Here is a 14,063-nt window from a genome sequence, read left to right as displayed (position 1 = left end):
TCATCCTCCTCCTACGAAATGAACGATTTCAATCGTGTCATTTGGTTGAATTTCTACTTGTTGAAACGCTTCTTTATCAATGATTTCATGGTTCTTTTCAACGATCACCACACGGTTTTCAAGCTGATAGGCTGATAGCAGATCATAAATCGTTCCATTCTCTTGATCGAAATCAACGATTCTGCCATTCAATTGAATCTTCATACGAATAGTGCCTCCTTTCGTCCAATACGAAACGCGTGAAGCCATTCCTCTTTGACCGGTTCGTCTAATATCAGGTCACGAATGATTTCTCCAGTAATCGGCGCAAGTAAAATGCCATTCCTGTAATGCCCTGCAGCAAAAAGAATACGCTTGTCTTCTGGATGTCTTCCGATATAAGGATGCCGGTCGTTTGTCGCCGGACGAAGGCCTGCCCAGCACTCTTCAATCGGCATCTCCTTAATAGAAGGCATAAGCTGAGACGCCTTTTGAATCACAGCTTCCATGCCGCCAAGCGTTGGAACAGCCTGCCACTCGTTTGCCTTCATTGTTGCGCCGATAACAAGCTTTCCGCTATCTCGCTGAACGATATAACAATGATCATGATAAATGGTGTGTGCGAGCGCCGGACCATTATTCCATACAGACACACATTCCCCTTTTACTGGATAAAGAGAATGAGATAATCCGAGTTCTTCAAAAAAACGGCCAGACCATACACCACTTGCGACTGTCAGGTCATCACATGTGAATGTGCCCTTCGTTGTTCTGACAGTTAACGCTTCTTTGTCCCGCTTCACTTCGATCACAGGTGTACACTCTTTCACATCTGCCCCGTACCGGACCGCCGCCTGCCATAAAGCCCTGCATACAGCGTAAGGTTCCACATGCACATCCTCTTCAATCAAACCTGCTCCCAGCATGTGATCTGTAACTTGAGGCATGCATTTTTTTACGCTGCTTGCGTCAAGCCATTTAAATGTAGACAAATGCTGCATCCGGCAAAGGGCTTGTTTCTCTTCTTCTGTAAAGGCGACCTTCATGATACCGCCCGCTGAAGTTCGAATATCAATGCCTGATTCATGCAGAAGATCGACTTTTAATTTTTCGTACAATGCCTGGCTTGCTCTGCCTGCCTTAAAGAAAACATCCTCATGACCTTCTCCTTCAGCATGTGCACCGAGCATCCCGGCAGCCGCACTTGTCGTTTGCTTCCCTATCTCATTCGCTTCAAATAAGACCACCTGTTTTCCTGCTTTTGCAAGGTGATAGGCGATGGAGACCCCTATGATTCCACCACCAATGATTGCAACGTCATAATGCTTTTTCATAAGGATTCTCCTTTACCTTTTCAGAAAATGCTTGTGCCATCATACGCGGCTGATGATGAGCAAAAATCCCAGACATGACAGCAATTCCTTTCACATTTGCTTGTTTCAATTCTGGAACTCGTTCTGGGGTCACCCCGCCGATGGCCACCACTGGAATCGTTAGTGCAGAAGTCAGTTCTTTCACAAGATGTACACCTCTTGCCTGAAGTCCTGGTTTACAAGAGGTAGCATATATGTGCCCAAACATGACATACTCTGCTCCATTTTTCTCTGCTGCTTTCGCTTCTTCTATCGAATGGACAGATACTCCCGCATGAAGGTGAGGAAATTTTTTTCGCAGTTCTTTTGGCGAAAAGCTGTGGCCCGGGAGATGCACCCTGTGAATATTGGTAAGCAGTGCAACGTCTACGCGGTCATTGATTACGAGCTTTTCTTTCGGTACACCTTCTAAAAGGAGATTCTTCACGAGATCAACAAGCTCACTTGCTGTTTTAGACCGTTCCCGAATATGAATAAAATCCACTTCAGACGCTATGGCTTTTATTTGTTTGATCAGTTCACCCGCAGGAATGGAATCATTTGTCACTGCGTGGAGTTCCATTTGCACCAACCCCATCTAAGCATGCTGTTTGCCACATTTCTTTTTGATACGCCATCTCCCAAAAGTGATATTCGTAATAGCTTGAAATCACAAAATTTTCTTTCATATTGGCCCGTACATGGTCTGGTGCTTTTTCTGCTAGTTCATCAAAGCGATTCACTTGTTCAAAGACGAGTTCCTTAAACCAATCGCCTCCGTATGTCAAAATCCATTCTTGGTAAATTGGATGGTCAGGTGTTGTTTGTTTCAGCTTTTCACCTACCTCATAATAGAGCCAGTAACACGGTAATAGCGCGGCTAAAATCTCTTCAAACCGTCCGCTTTTTACAGATCGGTACATATGAGAGGTATACGCATAAGCAGTGGGAGAAGGCTTAAAGTTCTCAATGGCTTCATCAGAAATTTGCAGAAGCTCTGTAAATTTCCGATGCAGCGACAGCTCTGCTTCATACGTGCCCTGGGCATGATACGCCATTCTGCCCGTCGTATGTAAGTCCTCACTTATCGCCGCTCCATATGCCTGCACCTTTGCAAAATGAGTTAAATAATAAGAATCCTGCATCACGTAATAGGTGAAACGATCGAGTGAAAGTGTGCCATCTCCAATCCCTTTGACAAAAGGATGTGTAAAGCTTCCATTCCACCATGTTGCTGCAGCCTCTTTACATTCTGTTGAAAACGTCATGTTCCTCTCCTCCTGTTTTTCCATATAAAAAAGCCACTTTCCGCGTGGAAAGTGGCTTGGAATTTGTAAAAAGCATAGTCAAAAACCGCACCACTTCCCTACGCAGGTATGAACCTGTTCAGGTAATGAGGGTCTAAAAGTCGACACTTTTATCTCAGCCCTTTTAAAGGACTCCCCTAGTGGATCAAATATATGATGTTGTACCTCTATCTTAATCAGGAATTGTCCATTGGTCAAGGGTTCATTGTCATTCTAATTGGGCTCTTAGTCCTGCCACATACTCCCTGGAGCCCGATACAAGCACACGGTCGCCGCTTCTAAGTGTCGTATCTCCATGCGGTACTAAGCTGTCTACCCCTCTAAAAATGCGGACAAATACCAAATCACCGGTGAAAGGAAATTCTCTCAGCATGACATTATGATAACGATGATTGTTCATTTGAATTTGATACAAAGAAGAATCCTCATTTGTTAGCAATCGAATCGCATCAGGTGCTTCAATCAAAGCTCTTAGCACCGTTTTAGATGACAGGAAAGTAGAAAACGTATCAATTCCCGCTTCCTTCAATGTCAGCTCTGCCTCTGCTTTGTTGACACTTGCAATGACTTGTTTTGAACCTTCTTCTTTTGCAAATAAAGCAATTTCCTTATTTTTCGTCTCACTGCCTGTTGCGACGACAAGGACATCCTCTTGGCCGACGCCTGCCTTTCTCAGCGTCTCATCGTCGTATTGTTCAATTGATTCGACTTCAAAGATAGAGTCTGCCAGCAGTGCTTCCTTATTTTCTTGAAACACATGCAAAATTCGAATGTCATATTCATCCTGATGTAAATCAAGTGTGACAGGTAAGGTCAGCTGATTTGCACCAATAAAGGTCACACGCTTCTTATGGCTTGCCGCTTGTTCTTTTTTAAACAGCGCTTTAAACCAAACAGGTGTTAAAATACTCGTTAGCACCGCAACTAAAATCAGCGCTCCTGACATTTTATGATCAATGACACCGAGCCGCTCACCAATCGTCGCAGCTGCAATGACGAGAGATAAAGTTGAAGTTAATAAAAAGCCGGAGCCAATGACCTTTTTCATGTCATACCATTTTTTCAAATAAAGAATCGGGACGAGCTTACTTATAAGCAGCGCAATAAACAGAAGCGGAATCATGATCATAATTGTGGGGTCCTTAAACAGTGCCCATATATTCAGATCCACTCCGACCATCACAAAAAAGATCGGGATTAAAAATCCGTAGCCAAATGAGTCCAGCTGCTGAACGAGTTCTTTATTTGGCGAAAGAAGGGACACAAGCACACCAGCTAAAAACGCCCCAAGAATATTTTCAGCCCCGAGTGATTCAGATAAGGCAACTAAGACTATAATGAGAGTAAAGATTGCCCTTGTCCCAATTTGCACGGTTCCTTTAGACATCGACTGAAAAATTGACTTTGTCTTAAATACGCGGCCAAATAAATAAAGAAGAATGCCTGCAGCAAATAATAAGAGCAGGAGCCACATGTTCCCTGTTCCATCTCCATAAATGGAGGAAAACACAGCAAGCAAAATCATCGTGACCAAATCGGCAATGACAGCTACAAGCAGAATGATTTGACCGATATTCGTCTGCATCAACTTTTCCTCTTTTAAGGTTGGAACCACTACGCCTAATGAGATGGTAGAGATAATGAGCGTCATTAAAAAGGCATTTTGAATAAACCCTGCGAGTACAAACGCATAGGACAGGATAAAGGACATACAAAATACCCCAAGAAAAATAATGGTGGCTGCTTTAAATGTATTTGGTTCTTTTAAACCATTTGGAAGTTCTCGTGCTTTCTTCTTTGACTCAAAAGAAGAAAAATCTATTTCAAGTCCACTTAAAAACATCAGAAAAATAAAACCGAGCATGGATAATGTATCTAACCACGCATCATGTTCGACAACCAGTTGAAGGCCGCTTTTCCCAATGATGAGCCCCATGATGATTTCAGCTACAACGACCGGAATGGTCAGCTTAAATCGGTGCAATAAAATAGGGGTGAAAAAGGCGACAATAATAACGACAACGAGTGATGAAACAGATGTATGCTCCATTGGCTAAAGCCTCCTAACATTCATGTTTAATTTTTTAAGTTTTACGTTAAAGCATTGATTCTAACAATTGCCCAAATGAAATGAAAGCCATTCGTTATATTTTCTAAAATTCAAACTTCTTTATAACCGATGAATGGATGAAAAAATCAGGAGGAAACCTTATGAAATTCGATATCATTGGCGATATCCACGGCTGCTACGAAGAGCTGCTTACTCTCATACACAAACTAGGATACGAACTCAAACATGGATTACCCGTCCATCCTGATAAGAGAACGCTGGCCCTTGTTGGTGATCTAACAGATCGTGGACCTCAGTCAGTAGACGTCATGCGATTTGTCATTCATGCCTATTCACACGGCGCAATCCGCTATGTACCTGGCAACCACTGCTTTAAGCTTTATCGCTACTTAAAAGGAAATCCCGTCAAATTGCTTCATGGCATCGAAACAACAGTGAACGAAATAAAAAAACTGCCAATCCATGAACAAAACAAATTGTCACATGAATTTAAGCAGTTATTCGAGAAGGCTCCGCTTTATGATGTACTCATTCCTGATGAGCTGATCATTGCACACGCAGCGATGAAGGAAAAGGATATTGGAAAAAAGCCGAATAAACAAATGCGGTCCTATTTATTATTTGGTGCCGTCACAGGAGAAACATGGCCAGATGGACGGCCTGTTCGCAAGGACTGGGCAAAGGAATATCACGGAAAACCGTGGATTGTGTATGGCCATACACCAGTAAAAGAACCTCGATTCGTTGGCAGAACGGTCAATATTGATACAGGCTGCGTATTTGGCAACAAGCTGTCTGCCCTCACATACCCTGAGCTTAAAACGGTCTCCGTTCCTTCATCCATGCCTTATGACGATTCTAGATTTCAGCATTTCACATCATAAAAAAACCCGGCCCTGCGCTCCAGGTGACCGGGTTTCTCTATTTAAAAAAGCAATGATTTCATATCATCAGGAAGCGGGGCTGAAAATGTCATTTGCTCACCTGTCATCGGATGAGGAAACACAAGGGTTTCACTATGCAGTGCCTGCCGGTCTATCCGCTCGGTCGTTCCGCCATACAGCGTATCTCCGATGAGCGGATGCCCAAGAAATTGCATATGCACACGAATTTGATGTGTTCTCCCGGTTTCAAGTGAGAGAGACACATCCGACATGTTCAACTCAGCGATTACCGCTCGCACGGAATAATGCGTTACTGCCTCCTGCCCAGCATCATCAACCATCCGCTCGATAATACTATCCCCTTTTCGGGCAATTTTTGCAGCGATCGTTCCATGTTTTTCTGTGATCATGCCATGTGTAAAGGCTCTGTATGTTCGTTTAACCGCTCCACTTTTTTGCGCCTTTGATAAAAGGCTATGGGCAAAGCGATGCTTCGCCACAAGCATGACACCAGATGTATCACGATCAAGACGGTTCACCAAATGAACCGTATGCCGAACAGACTGCTTGGCATAATGATGCAGTAATCCATTCGCAATACTGTGCTCAGGGTGCTCCCGAGAAGGGATCGAAGGAATATACGGCCTTTTATTCAGCACAAGGACATGCTCGTCCTCAAATATAATATCAAGTGGAATCGGTGCAGGCTTCAGCCCTTCACTCACTTTTTCCTCGGGAAATAAAATGGTGAGTCTGTCCCCTTCATGCAGCTCGCACTTCACGGTAACATGCTCTCCATTAATGAGGAGGTCACCGCCATCAAACTTAATATCCGTCAACATTCTTTTCGAAATGCCAAGATCAATTAAATATTCCTTTAAAAGCAGCCCTTCTTCTTTGGCTGTTATGGTTTTGTTTAACGTAAAGTATTCCAGCGGGAACAACCTCTTTCTTATTCTCCTTTTCCGATAAAGGAATCTTGCACCCTTTTCCAAAACGGAAACGGTCTAAATCTGGCAAAACGGACATTCTCGTCTGCCACCCGGCATTGAATGGATTTGACGTCTTTATGAAGCAGTGTCAAATGATCAATGGTCACCTGAAAATCGACATCATTCCTCGGTTTAATCACACAAGTATGATGGTCAGGCAAAATAAGCGGTGAACCGACCGTCCGAAACACTCGGTTGTTGATTGAAGCCATTTCTGCCAGCTGAATGGCTCTAATGGAAGGATGAATAATGGCGCCACCCAGTGCCTTATTATAGGCCGTACTGCCAGATGGTGTAGACAGACAAAGGCCGTCACCTCTGAATGTTTCAAACAGCTGGCCTCTAATTTCAACATCTGCTACAAGTGTCCCTTCCATGCTTTTAATCGTACATTCATTCATTGCTAAATATTTCTCTTCTCTGCCGCCGTCGTTGTATCTGACAATGACTTCTAAGATCGGATATTCCACAATATGATAAGGCGTTTTCGCAATGGCTAAGACGAGTTTTTCAATTTCACTCGGCACCCAGTCAGCATAGAAGCCAAGATGACCTGTATGAACACCGACAAAAGCTGTTTCATTTAGACGGTCGCTATAACGGTGAAACGCATAAAGAAGGGTGCCGTCTCCACCAACCGTAATGACAAGATCCGGTTCCTCTTCATTTAGTTCCATCCCAAAATCCAATAAGTAGGTCTGAATTTTACTTTTGAGCGTGTCAGATACAGAATTCCCTTTTGAAGAAACTGCAAATTTCATGAATTCTTCTCCTTTTTCACCTTGCTGCTATGAGAGGGCAGCATCATATTTGATCAAACTGGCTCAGCTGTCGTTTTTCTTTTTCCGGGAAAATGCTACTTGTGCTTCTTGAATTTCCCCTCTGATTTCGGACATTTCTTCATCGAGACGAGATGCTGCCTCAGATGCTCTTTGAAGGCGCAGCTTGACCTTCTCCGGGATATTCCCGCTATATTTATAATTCAGAGAATGCTCAATGGTCGCCCAAAAGTTCATCGCAAGCGTACGAATTTGGATTTCGACGAGGAGCTGTTTCTCTCCACTTACGGTTTGCAGCGGATATAACACAACAAGGTGGTAAGAGCGGTATCCGCTTTCTTTATGTTCTGCAATATAGTCGCGTTTATCTACAACCACAAAATCTTTACGTGACTGGAGCATTTTTTTCACGACTTGTATATCTTCTACAAACTGGCACATAATGCGAAGCCCAGCAATATCCTGCATCGTTTCAATCTCATGCATCGGGATGTTTTTACGCTTTGCCTTTTCTAATATGCTGGCAACGGGTTTCACTCGGCCTGTGACAAATTCTACTGGTGAATGGTCATCCTCGAATTCATACAGCTTTCGAATGCCTTTTAGTTTCACTTTTAATTCTTCGACTGCTTGTTTATACGGTGCGAGGAATTGATCCCATTGTTTTTTGTCCATGAAACTTCCCCCAATTCCATATACCTAATTATTTCAGAGGAATGTGCTTTTCACTTTCTCTTCCATATCTCCGTAATTGGCATTGTCTTTAATATTGTCGATTAAATAATGTAATTCCTGTTGAAGCTGAATGAGTTCCAGCGAATATTCATCCGATGCCAAATAGACAGGGATGTCACGATTCATTGCTTCTTTTAATGGAGCCCATGTATGTTCCCCTAAAATAAGATACGAAAAGGACTCCTCGGTTTCAAGTATGTAAACGAACGCAAAGTGATCAGAATCAACAAGCATTTGTCCTGATGCTTTTGCTTTTTGAATTTGCTCTTCTGACTGGATTGTCAAAATCAGCCTGTCTTCTTTTAAAGTTGCTTCTGTGATTTCAATTCTGTTTTGCATCATGATCTCCTTTACAACAAAGTACAGCTTTATTTTATCATATCAAGTTCAATATTGATAAACCGAACTTTTTGAGAAAATCCTGTTTTTCTCTTTTAAATGACCCTTTCCCAAGATTCTTCATTCATTTTGGTCCATACCTAAATTGAAAATAGAGAGAAAAAAACAGTCTTTTACATGGTGAACACACTTCATGTACAATAATCATATTTCCTCTAATGAAAGGTTGATGTCAAAATGGCACAGGAAATTGAAATCGAACTAAAGCAATTATTAATGAAAGAAGAATTTGAACAGCTGAAACAGCATTTTCAATTGAAGGATGCGGATTTCCACACGCAAACCAACTATTATTTTGATACACCTCAATTTAATATAAAATCTCAATTGGCTGCATTAAGAATGAGAGAAAAAAACGGTCAATGGGTGCTCACATTAAAGGAACCTCACGAAATAGGCTTGCTCGAAACCCACCAAACGATCGCTCCCCCATCTCAACTTGACGATTTTGAGCTGCCAGATGGTGAAGTTGCGGAAAGATTAGACCACCTGAACATTCAAAAGGATCAAATTGTGTACTTTGGTTCACTTGAAACGTCAAGAGCAGAAAAAATGATCCAAGAAGGCTTAATTGTTTTGGATCACAGCCGATATTTAACAGTAGAGGACTATGAACTTGAATTTGAAGTGAGCGACCTGGAAATCGGACAAGCCGCTTTCTCCGCATTGCTCCGCAAATTTCATATTCCAGTACGAAACACGAAAAACAAAGTCGTTCGTTTTTATGAAGAAAAAATGAAAACACAGAATAGATGAATTCCTTGAAGGAGGAACATGATGAACGTCAATCAACTTCAATCCTTTATGCAGCTTCAAGCGCTTAAAACGTTACAGACAGATCCAGCACAAACGCCAATGTCTGCAGGTCAAGAATCGAATGCCCAAGCTTCATTTCAGTCGCTGCTGCAAGATTTTTTAGGCGGATCAGAATTATCACGTCTCCCGCTTTCCATCTCTGCTTTTATGGGCACGGACCCATCAACGGCTCCGAACACGCAATATGCGCGTACAAATCCATATTTATCTGCCATTTCCGGCAGTGAGCAGCTTCAGGCCCAATCTTTGTACGCAAATGACAATCAATTAAATACAGCGAATGGCATTGGAAATGTCTTAAACAACAGCTACACACCGCCGCTTCAAAAGGCAGTCTCAAGCGGCTCATCATCAAAAGAGATTAATCAAATCGTGTCACAAATGGCTCAAAAGCATGGCGTTCCCGAAAAGCTGATTCACGCGGTCATCAAGCAGGAATCCGGCTACCGCACAAATGCTGTCAGCCATGCAGGAGCGCTTGGACTCATGCAGCTCATGCCATCTACGGCTAAATCACTTGGCGTCAACAATGCCTTTGATGCCGCCCAAAACATTGAAGGCGGAACGAAGTATTTAAAACAAATGCTCCATAAATATAACGGAAATATCTCACTCGCCTTAGCGGCCTATAATGCAGGTTCAGGAAATGTTGATAAATACGGAGGCATTCCTCCATTTAAAGAAACACAAAATTATGTAAAGAAAATCACAGCTCAATATTTCGCTTAAACCGAAGAGAATAACCTCTTCGGTTTTTTGTATGTCGCTTTTCCCCCTTTTTTGACTGAATGTGTTATGATATGGTCAATTGATCACAGAATCCGATTCTCTCTTTATTTCGAGCAGACCAAAGCGGTTTGTTTGTGGAATTGAGATGAGGTTGTTAAAATAAGTACAAGAATAGAAACAATAAAATAGAACAAACTGAATATCACTTTTGAAATAAATGAAATGCGCAATAGGGTGAGTCATCCTATTAACTACGAGTAAAAGGAGTAGTCAACATGGTACAATCGTTTAACGCACCTTACGAAGCGGTTGGAGAGGAACTTCTATCGCAACTTGTTGATACTTTTTATGAAAATGTAAAGTGTCATCCTTTGCTTCATCCTATTTTCCCGGATGACTTAAAAGAAACAGCAAGAAAACAAAAACAGTTTTTAACGCAATATTTAGGCGGACCACCGCTTTATACAGAAGAGCATGGCCACCCAATGCTGCGGGCGAGACATCTCCCTTTTCCGATTACTGAGGAGCGGGCTGACGCATGGCTTGAATGCATGGAGGATGCAATGGATCAAGTAGGATTAACCGGCGATATTCGTGACTTTTTATTTGAACGGCTTTCTCTGACGGCTCGTCATATGGTCAACCAAACACCTGAAAAGGATGGACGATCTTGAGCTGCAATACGCACGATCAATATTTCTCACACTGTCACGGACATCCTCAAAAGCCGATTGAAATCTATGTATTCATTGATCCTCTAAGCCCAGACTGCTGGTTATTAGAGCCATCCATTAAAAAGTTGAAAATGAAATATGGCCGTTTTTTCACTTTACGAACGGTAACAAGTTCTAGTATTAATGCTTTGAATCGGAAAAGAAAGAAACATTTACTGACTGAAGCATGGGGGAAATTTGCCACTAAAACGCAGACCAAAAAAGAACAAATGCTGTCTGAACAAATTGTGACATCACCCTACCTCGCCTCACTCGCACTAAAAGCAGCGGAGCTTCAAGGCAGAAAATGCGGAATGAAATTTTTGCGTCTTATTCAAGAATCACTTTTTTGCCATCAGCAAGATGTCACAAGTGAGCAGGTACTGATAGAAAATGCAAAAAGTGCTGGTCTGGACATCGAGGAATTCCAGCGGGACATTCATTCTCAAAGTGCTGTGAAAGCCCTGCAATGTGATATGAAAATTGCAGCTGAAATGGACGTATCTGAGCTTCCGACCTTCGCCTTTTTTAATACCGTAAATGGAGATGAAGGATTAAAAATTTCAGGTGCCTACTCTTATGATATATACGAGGAAATCCTTTTTGAAATGATTGGTGAAAAACCAACACCATCAGAACGGCCTCCAATTGAATGGTTTATTGCTTACTTTCAATTTGCTTCCGCAAAAGAAATAGCCGTTGTCTATGACCTGACGCTTGAAGAAGTTGAACGAGAAATGAAGAAGCTGGCTTTCGCTCAAAAGGTAGAACGTGTACAAGTGCAGCAAGAAATGTTTTGGCGCTATAAAGAGAATGACCACCATACAGATCTTGATGTCTATCGCTGTGAAAATGAACATGGGTGCTGACCCATGTTTTTCTTTACCTTCACCAGGAACATGTGTTCTGTTTATAAATACGAAGAAACCGCGCCGGGATAAGCGCGGTTTCACTATGTCTTAACGACAACAAAGGGGATGGGAGAAATTTTTCACGGTCAAACAAAGGGGTAATGTTTGTATGTGATTAATTTCACATCTGTAGTATATCAAATTTTGTCGACTTATGACAACAGATATACTATATGTTCATATTTTTGTCACAAAACATAAGAGGGTTGTCACTTTCATATAGTAAAAGTAACAAAAAAATGGGGGGATCTGCATGCGCAGCACAACTATTGGACTTGTTGCCATTGGCTTATGTTTCTTTTTAAATATATTAGGCTTAATGAAGATGCTTCCTCTTTATTTGACGTCTCCACTCTTATTTGCTTCGATTCTTTTTACGCTTTATCGAATGAATCACCGTAAGACCTTTAGAGGTTTTAAAGGATGATTGACATGGAACGGCCTCGACATCTGAAGAGGTCTTTTTTTATGAGAAAAAAACTCCTGTCAAAAGATGAGATAGCACTCACACGTCTGACAGAAGTCTTTTCATTACTCACCTGTTTTGGAGATGAGCTCTTCCATTTCTTTTAGTTTTTCTTCGAACAATTGACATGCTGCTTCGATTGGTTCTTTAGAAGCCATATCAACCCCTGCCTTTTTCAGCACATTGATTGGATAATCAGAGCTTCCCGCTTTAAGGAAATCGGTGTAGCGCTCTACCGCTGGTTTTCCTTCTTGTAATATTTGCTTGCTTAATGCCTGCGCCGCACTATAGCCTGTCGCGTATTGATACACATAATAGTTGTAATAGAAATGAGGGATTCTCGTCCACTCTAATCCGATTTCCTTATCAACCACCATACCGTCACCAAAGTACTTCTTGTTCAGGTCATAATAAAGGTTCGTCATAAATTCTGGCGTTAAAGCCTCTCCTTCTTGTGCTTTCACATGAATAAGATGCTCAAACTCAGCAAACATCGTTTGTCTAAATACCGTTCCTCTAAATCCTTCTAACAAGTGGTTTAATACATACAAACGCTGTTTTTTATCGTCTAAATGATTAAGCAGGTATTCACCTAGTAACGCTTCATTTGTAGTGGAAGCCACTTCAGCTACAAAGATACTATAGTTTCCATACGGATATGGCTGGTGCTTTCTTGTATAGTAGCTGTGTACAGAATGCCCAAATTCATGAGCCAGTGTAAACAAATTATCAATATTATTTTGCCAGTTCATGAGGATATATGGATTTGTACCATAGCTCCCAGATGAATAAGCACCGCTTCGTTTCCCTTTATTCTCATAAACGTCTACCCAGCGATTTTCGAGTCCTTCTTTTAACACGGACACATATTCTTCTCCTAATGGGGCTAACCCTTTCAGCATATAATCCTTTGCTTCATCGTAGGTGAGCTTCATGCCAGCATCTTTCACAAGTGGTGTGTACAAGTCGTAATTGTGCACTTCATCAAGCTTTAATACCTTTTTACGTAATTCAATATAACGGTGTAATAACGGTAAATATTGATGAACTGTATCAATTAGATTGTCATACACTTCTTCCGGGATGCTGTTTCGTGATAATGCCGCTTCTCTTGCCGATTTGTAATTTCGTACTTTTGCATAAAAATTATCCTTCTTAATTGAACCGCTCAGTGTAGAAGCAAGTGTATTCTTATACTGATCATACGTTTTATACACAGCTTTAAAGGCATTCTTTCTCACTTCACGATCATCACTATTTAAAAATGTGATAAAGTTGCCGTGGGTAATCTTCTTTTCCTCCCCATTCTCATCCTTTACAGAAGGAAAAGAAATGTCGGCGTTGTTAAACATACTAAAAGTAGTAGATGAAGATGAAAGTGGTTCAGAGGCCTCAGCTAATAAAGCTTCTTGCTCCTCACTTAAAATATGTGGACGCTCTTTATTAATTTCTTCGAGAGCATGTGAGTACAGTTTTAATTCTTCTTTTTCTAGTATGAATTGCTGCAATTTATCTTCTTGAATCGATAAAATCTCTGGAACAATATAAGCAGATGTACTAGACAGCTGTGTAAAAAGATTTGATGCCTTATCATTTAACGCCTGAAATGATGAGTTCGTTGTATCTTCATCGTATTTCATGTGCGCATATGTATAAAGCTTGCCAAGCTTTTCAGAAAGTTGATCCTGAAAGGTTAGGGCTTCATACAGGACATCAGCAGAATGGGCCAGCTTGCCTTTAAACTGAGCCAGCTTCGGAATTTCTTTTTTGACCGCTTCGAATTCCTTGTTCCATGCATCGACGCTTTCAAAAATATCTTCAAGACGCCATTTGTTTTCTTCTTTTACTTCGCTTCTGTCTGGTAGATGATTGTTTTTGTTTTGTGAAGTCATATGAATCCCCCTTGCTTGAGTTGTGTTGAACCAACCTT

16 protein-coding genes and 1 riboswitch are annotated in these 14,063 nt (G+C 41.5%); of the genes, 6 read left to right on the top strand and 10 right to left on the bottom strand.

The features are described from left to right. From thiS to MHI23_RS05755, 5 genes are all read right to left on the bottom strand, one after another. Window positions 1–204 (bottom strand): sulfur carrier protein ThiS, encoded by a 204-nt coding sequence (thiS, locus tag MHI23_RS05775; RefSeq protein WP_024426466.1) that lies wholly within the window; start codon window positions 202–204, stop codon window positions 1–3. After that, a complete protein-coding gene (gene thiO / locus MHI23_RS05770) occupies window positions 201–1,313 on the bottom strand; it encodes a glycine oxidase ThiO (protein WP_056766167.1) in 1,113 nt (370 codons plus the stop codon). The genes thiS and thiO overlap by 4 nt, the downstream gene beginning before the upstream one ends. Continuing rightward, window positions 1,297–1,914: a thiazole tautomerase TenI gene (tenI, locus tag MHI23_RS05765; RefSeq protein WP_025093426.1), complete on the bottom strand. Its 618-nt coding sequence runs from the start codon at window positions 1,912–1,914 to the stop codon at window positions 1,297–1,299. Before tenI ends, thiO begins: the two co-directional genes overlap by 17 nt. Then, window positions 1,889–2,599 carry a thiaminase II gene (gene tenA / locus MHI23_RS05760; protein WP_024425024.1) on the bottom strand — a complete coding sequence of 237 codons (711 nt, stop codon included), beginning with the start codon at window positions 2,597–2,599 and terminating at the stop codon, window positions 1,889–1,891. The genes tenI and tenA overlap by 26 nt, the downstream gene beginning before the upstream one ends. 78 nt (window positions 2,600–2,677) lie before the next feature. After that, window positions 2,678–2,787, bottom strand: a riboswitch (TPP riboswitch). A gap of 59 nt (window positions 2,788–2,846) precedes the next feature. Further along, entirely contained in the window at window positions 2,847–4,688 is a 1,842-nt protein-coding gene (locus MHI23_RS05755; RefSeq protein ID WP_056766165.1) for a monovalent cation:proton antiporter family protein, read from the bottom strand. Window positions 4,689–4,849: 161 nt separating this feature from the next. Here MHI23_RS05755 and prpE point away from each other — a divergent pair, with 161 nt between their 5' ends. Next, window positions 4,850–5,593: a bis(5'-nucleosyl)-tetraphosphatase PrpE gene (gene prpE, locus MHI23_RS05750; RefSeq protein ID WP_056766163.1), complete on the top strand. Its 744-nt coding sequence runs from the start codon at window positions 4,850–4,852 to the stop codon at window positions 5,591–5,593. Window positions 5,594–5,634: 41 nt separating this feature from the next. Here the strand turns inward: prpE and MHI23_RS05745 are convergent, their stop codons facing one another. The 4 genes from MHI23_RS05745 to MHI23_RS05730 all read right to left on the bottom strand — a co-directional run bounded on the left by MHI23_RS05745 (window position 5,635) and on the right by MHI23_RS05730 (window position 8,438). After that, complete coding sequence (locus MHI23_RS05745) at window positions 5,635–6,537, bottom strand: RluA family pseudouridine synthase (RefSeq protein ID WP_025093412.1); 903 nt, start codon at window positions 6,535–6,537, stop codon at window positions 5,635–5,637. An 8-nt stretch (window positions 6,538–6,545) separates the two neighbouring features. Continuing rightward, window positions 6,546–7,346 carry an NAD kinase gene (locus MHI23_RS05740; protein WP_003211364.1) on the bottom strand — a complete coding sequence of 267 codons (801 nt, stop codon included), beginning with the start codon at window positions 7,344–7,346 and terminating at the stop codon, window positions 6,546–6,548. 63 nt (window positions 7,347–7,409) lie between these two features. Further along, window positions 7,410–8,039 carry a GTP pyrophosphokinase family protein gene (locus MHI23_RS05735; RefSeq protein ID WP_024425028.1) on the bottom strand — a complete coding sequence of 210 codons (630 nt, stop codon included), beginning with the start codon at window positions 8,037–8,039 and terminating at the stop codon, window positions 7,410–7,412. Window positions 8,040–8,072: 33 nt separating this feature from the next. Then, window positions 8,073–8,438 carry a hypothetical protein gene (locus tag MHI23_RS05730; protein ID WP_024425029.1) on the bottom strand — a complete coding sequence of 122 codons (366 nt, stop codon included), beginning with the start codon at window positions 8,436–8,438 and terminating at the stop codon, window positions 8,073–8,075. 237 nt (window positions 8,439–8,675) lie between these two features. Here MHI23_RS05730 and MHI23_RS05725 point away from each other — a divergent pair, with 237 nt between their 5' ends. From MHI23_RS05725 to MHI23_RS05705, 5 genes are all read left to right on the top strand, one after another. Continuing rightward, a complete protein-coding gene (locus MHI23_RS05725) occupies window positions 8,676–9,254 on the top strand; it encodes a CYTH domain-containing protein (RefSeq protein ID WP_034621763.1) in 579 nt (192 codons plus the stop codon). 21 nt (window positions 9,255–9,275) lie between these two features. Continuing rightward, on the top strand, window positions 9,276–10,043 hold the full coding sequence (locus MHI23_RS05720; protein ID WP_098676819.1) for a lytic transglycosylase domain-containing protein: 768 nt from the start codon (window positions 9,276–9,278) through the stop codon (window positions 10,041–10,043). Window positions 10,044–10,318: 275 nt separating this feature from the next. Continuing rightward, window positions 10,319–10,717, top strand: coding sequence for a thiol management oxidoreductase (locus MHI23_RS05715; RefSeq protein ID WP_008355333.1), 399 nt, complete (start codon window positions 10,319–10,321; stop codon window positions 10,715–10,717). Then, a complete protein-coding gene (locus MHI23_RS05710; RefSeq protein ID WP_024425033.1) occupies window positions 10,714–11,625 on the top strand; it encodes a ClpXP adapter SpxH family protein in 912 nt (303 codons plus the stop codon). Before MHI23_RS05715 ends, MHI23_RS05710 begins: the two co-directional genes overlap by 4 nt. A 295-nt stretch (window positions 11,626–11,920) precedes the next feature. Next, the gene (locus tag MHI23_RS05705) at window positions 11,921–12,094 is read left to right on the top strand and encodes a hypothetical protein (RefSeq protein ID WP_024425034.1); all 174 of its coding nucleotides are present in this window, start codon (window positions 11,921–11,923) and stop codon (window positions 12,092–12,094) included. Window positions 12,095–12,198: 104 nt separating this feature from the next. Here MHI23_RS05705 and pepF read toward each other — a convergent pair whose 3' ends face one another. Then, window positions 12,199–14,025, bottom strand: coding sequence for an oligoendopeptidase F (gene pepF / locus MHI23_RS05700; RefSeq protein ID WP_281733681.1), 1,827 nt, complete (start codon window positions 14,023–14,025; stop codon window positions 12,199–12,201). Between the last annotated feature and the right edge of the window lie 38 nt (window positions 14,026–14,063).

Source organism: Bacillus sp. FSL M7-0003 (assembly GCF_038628485.1).
Taxonomy (GTDB): domain Bacteria; phylum Bacillota; class Bacilli; order Bacillales; family Bacillaceae; genus Bacillus; species Bacillus safensis.
This window is presented reverse-complemented; position numbering and strand designations above follow the sequence as displayed.

What these genes read in the sequence shown, in the direction of transcription:
- thiS (WP_024426466.1), bottom strand. Translation starts at nt 204, where the DNA reads ATGAAGATTCAATTGAATGGCAGAATCGTTGATTTCGATCAAGAGAAT.
- thiO (WP_056766167.1), bottom strand. Translation starts at nt 1,313, where the DNA reads ATGAAAAAGCATTATGACGTTGCAATCATTGGTGGTGGAATCATAGGG.
- tenI (WP_025093426.1), bottom strand. Translation starts at nt 1,914, where the DNA reads ATGGAACTCCACGCAGTGACAAATGATTCCATTCCTGCGGGTGAACTG.
- tenA (WP_024425024.1), bottom strand. Translation starts at nt 2,599, where the DNA reads ATGACGTTTTCAACAGAATGTAAAGAGGCTGCAGCAACATGGTGGAAT.
- MHI23_RS05755 (WP_056766165.1), bottom strand. Translation starts at nt 4,688, where the DNA reads ATGGAGCATACATCTGTTTCATCACTCGTTGTCGTTATTATTGTCGCC.
- prpE (WP_056766163.1), top strand. Translation starts at nt 4,850, where the DNA reads ATGAAATTCGATATCATTGGCGATATCCACGGCTGCTACGAAGAGCTG.
- MHI23_RS05740 (WP_003211364.1), bottom strand. Translation starts at nt 7,346, where the DNA reads ATGAAATTTGCAGTTTCTTCAAAAGGGAATTCTGTATCTGACACGCTC.
- MHI23_RS05735 (WP_024425028.1), bottom strand. Translation starts at nt 8,039, where the DNA reads ATGGACAAAAAACAATGGGATCAATTCCTCGCACCGTATAAACAAGCA.
- MHI23_RS05730 (WP_024425029.1), bottom strand. Translation starts at nt 8,438, where the DNA reads ATGCAAAACAGAATTGAAATCACAGAAGCAACTTTAAAAGAAGACAGG.
- MHI23_RS05725 (WP_034621763.1), top strand. Translation starts at nt 8,676, where the DNA reads ATGGCACAGGAAATTGAAATCGAACTAAAGCAATTATTAATGAAAGAA.
- MHI23_RS05720 (WP_098676819.1), top strand. Translation starts at nt 9,276, where the DNA reads ATGAACGTCAATCAACTTCAATCCTTTATGCAGCTTCAAGCGCTTAAA.
- MHI23_RS05715 (WP_008355333.1), top strand. Translation starts at nt 10,319, where the DNA reads ATGGTACAATCGTTTAACGCACCTTACGAAGCGGTTGGAGAGGAACTT.
- MHI23_RS05705 (WP_024425034.1), top strand. Translation starts at nt 11,921, where the DNA reads ATGCGCAGCACAACTATTGGACTTGTTGCCATTGGCTTATGTTTCTTT.
- pepF (WP_281733681.1), bottom strand. Translation starts at nt 14,025, where the DNA reads ATGACTTCACAAAACAAAAACAATCATCTACCAGACAGAAGCGAAGTA.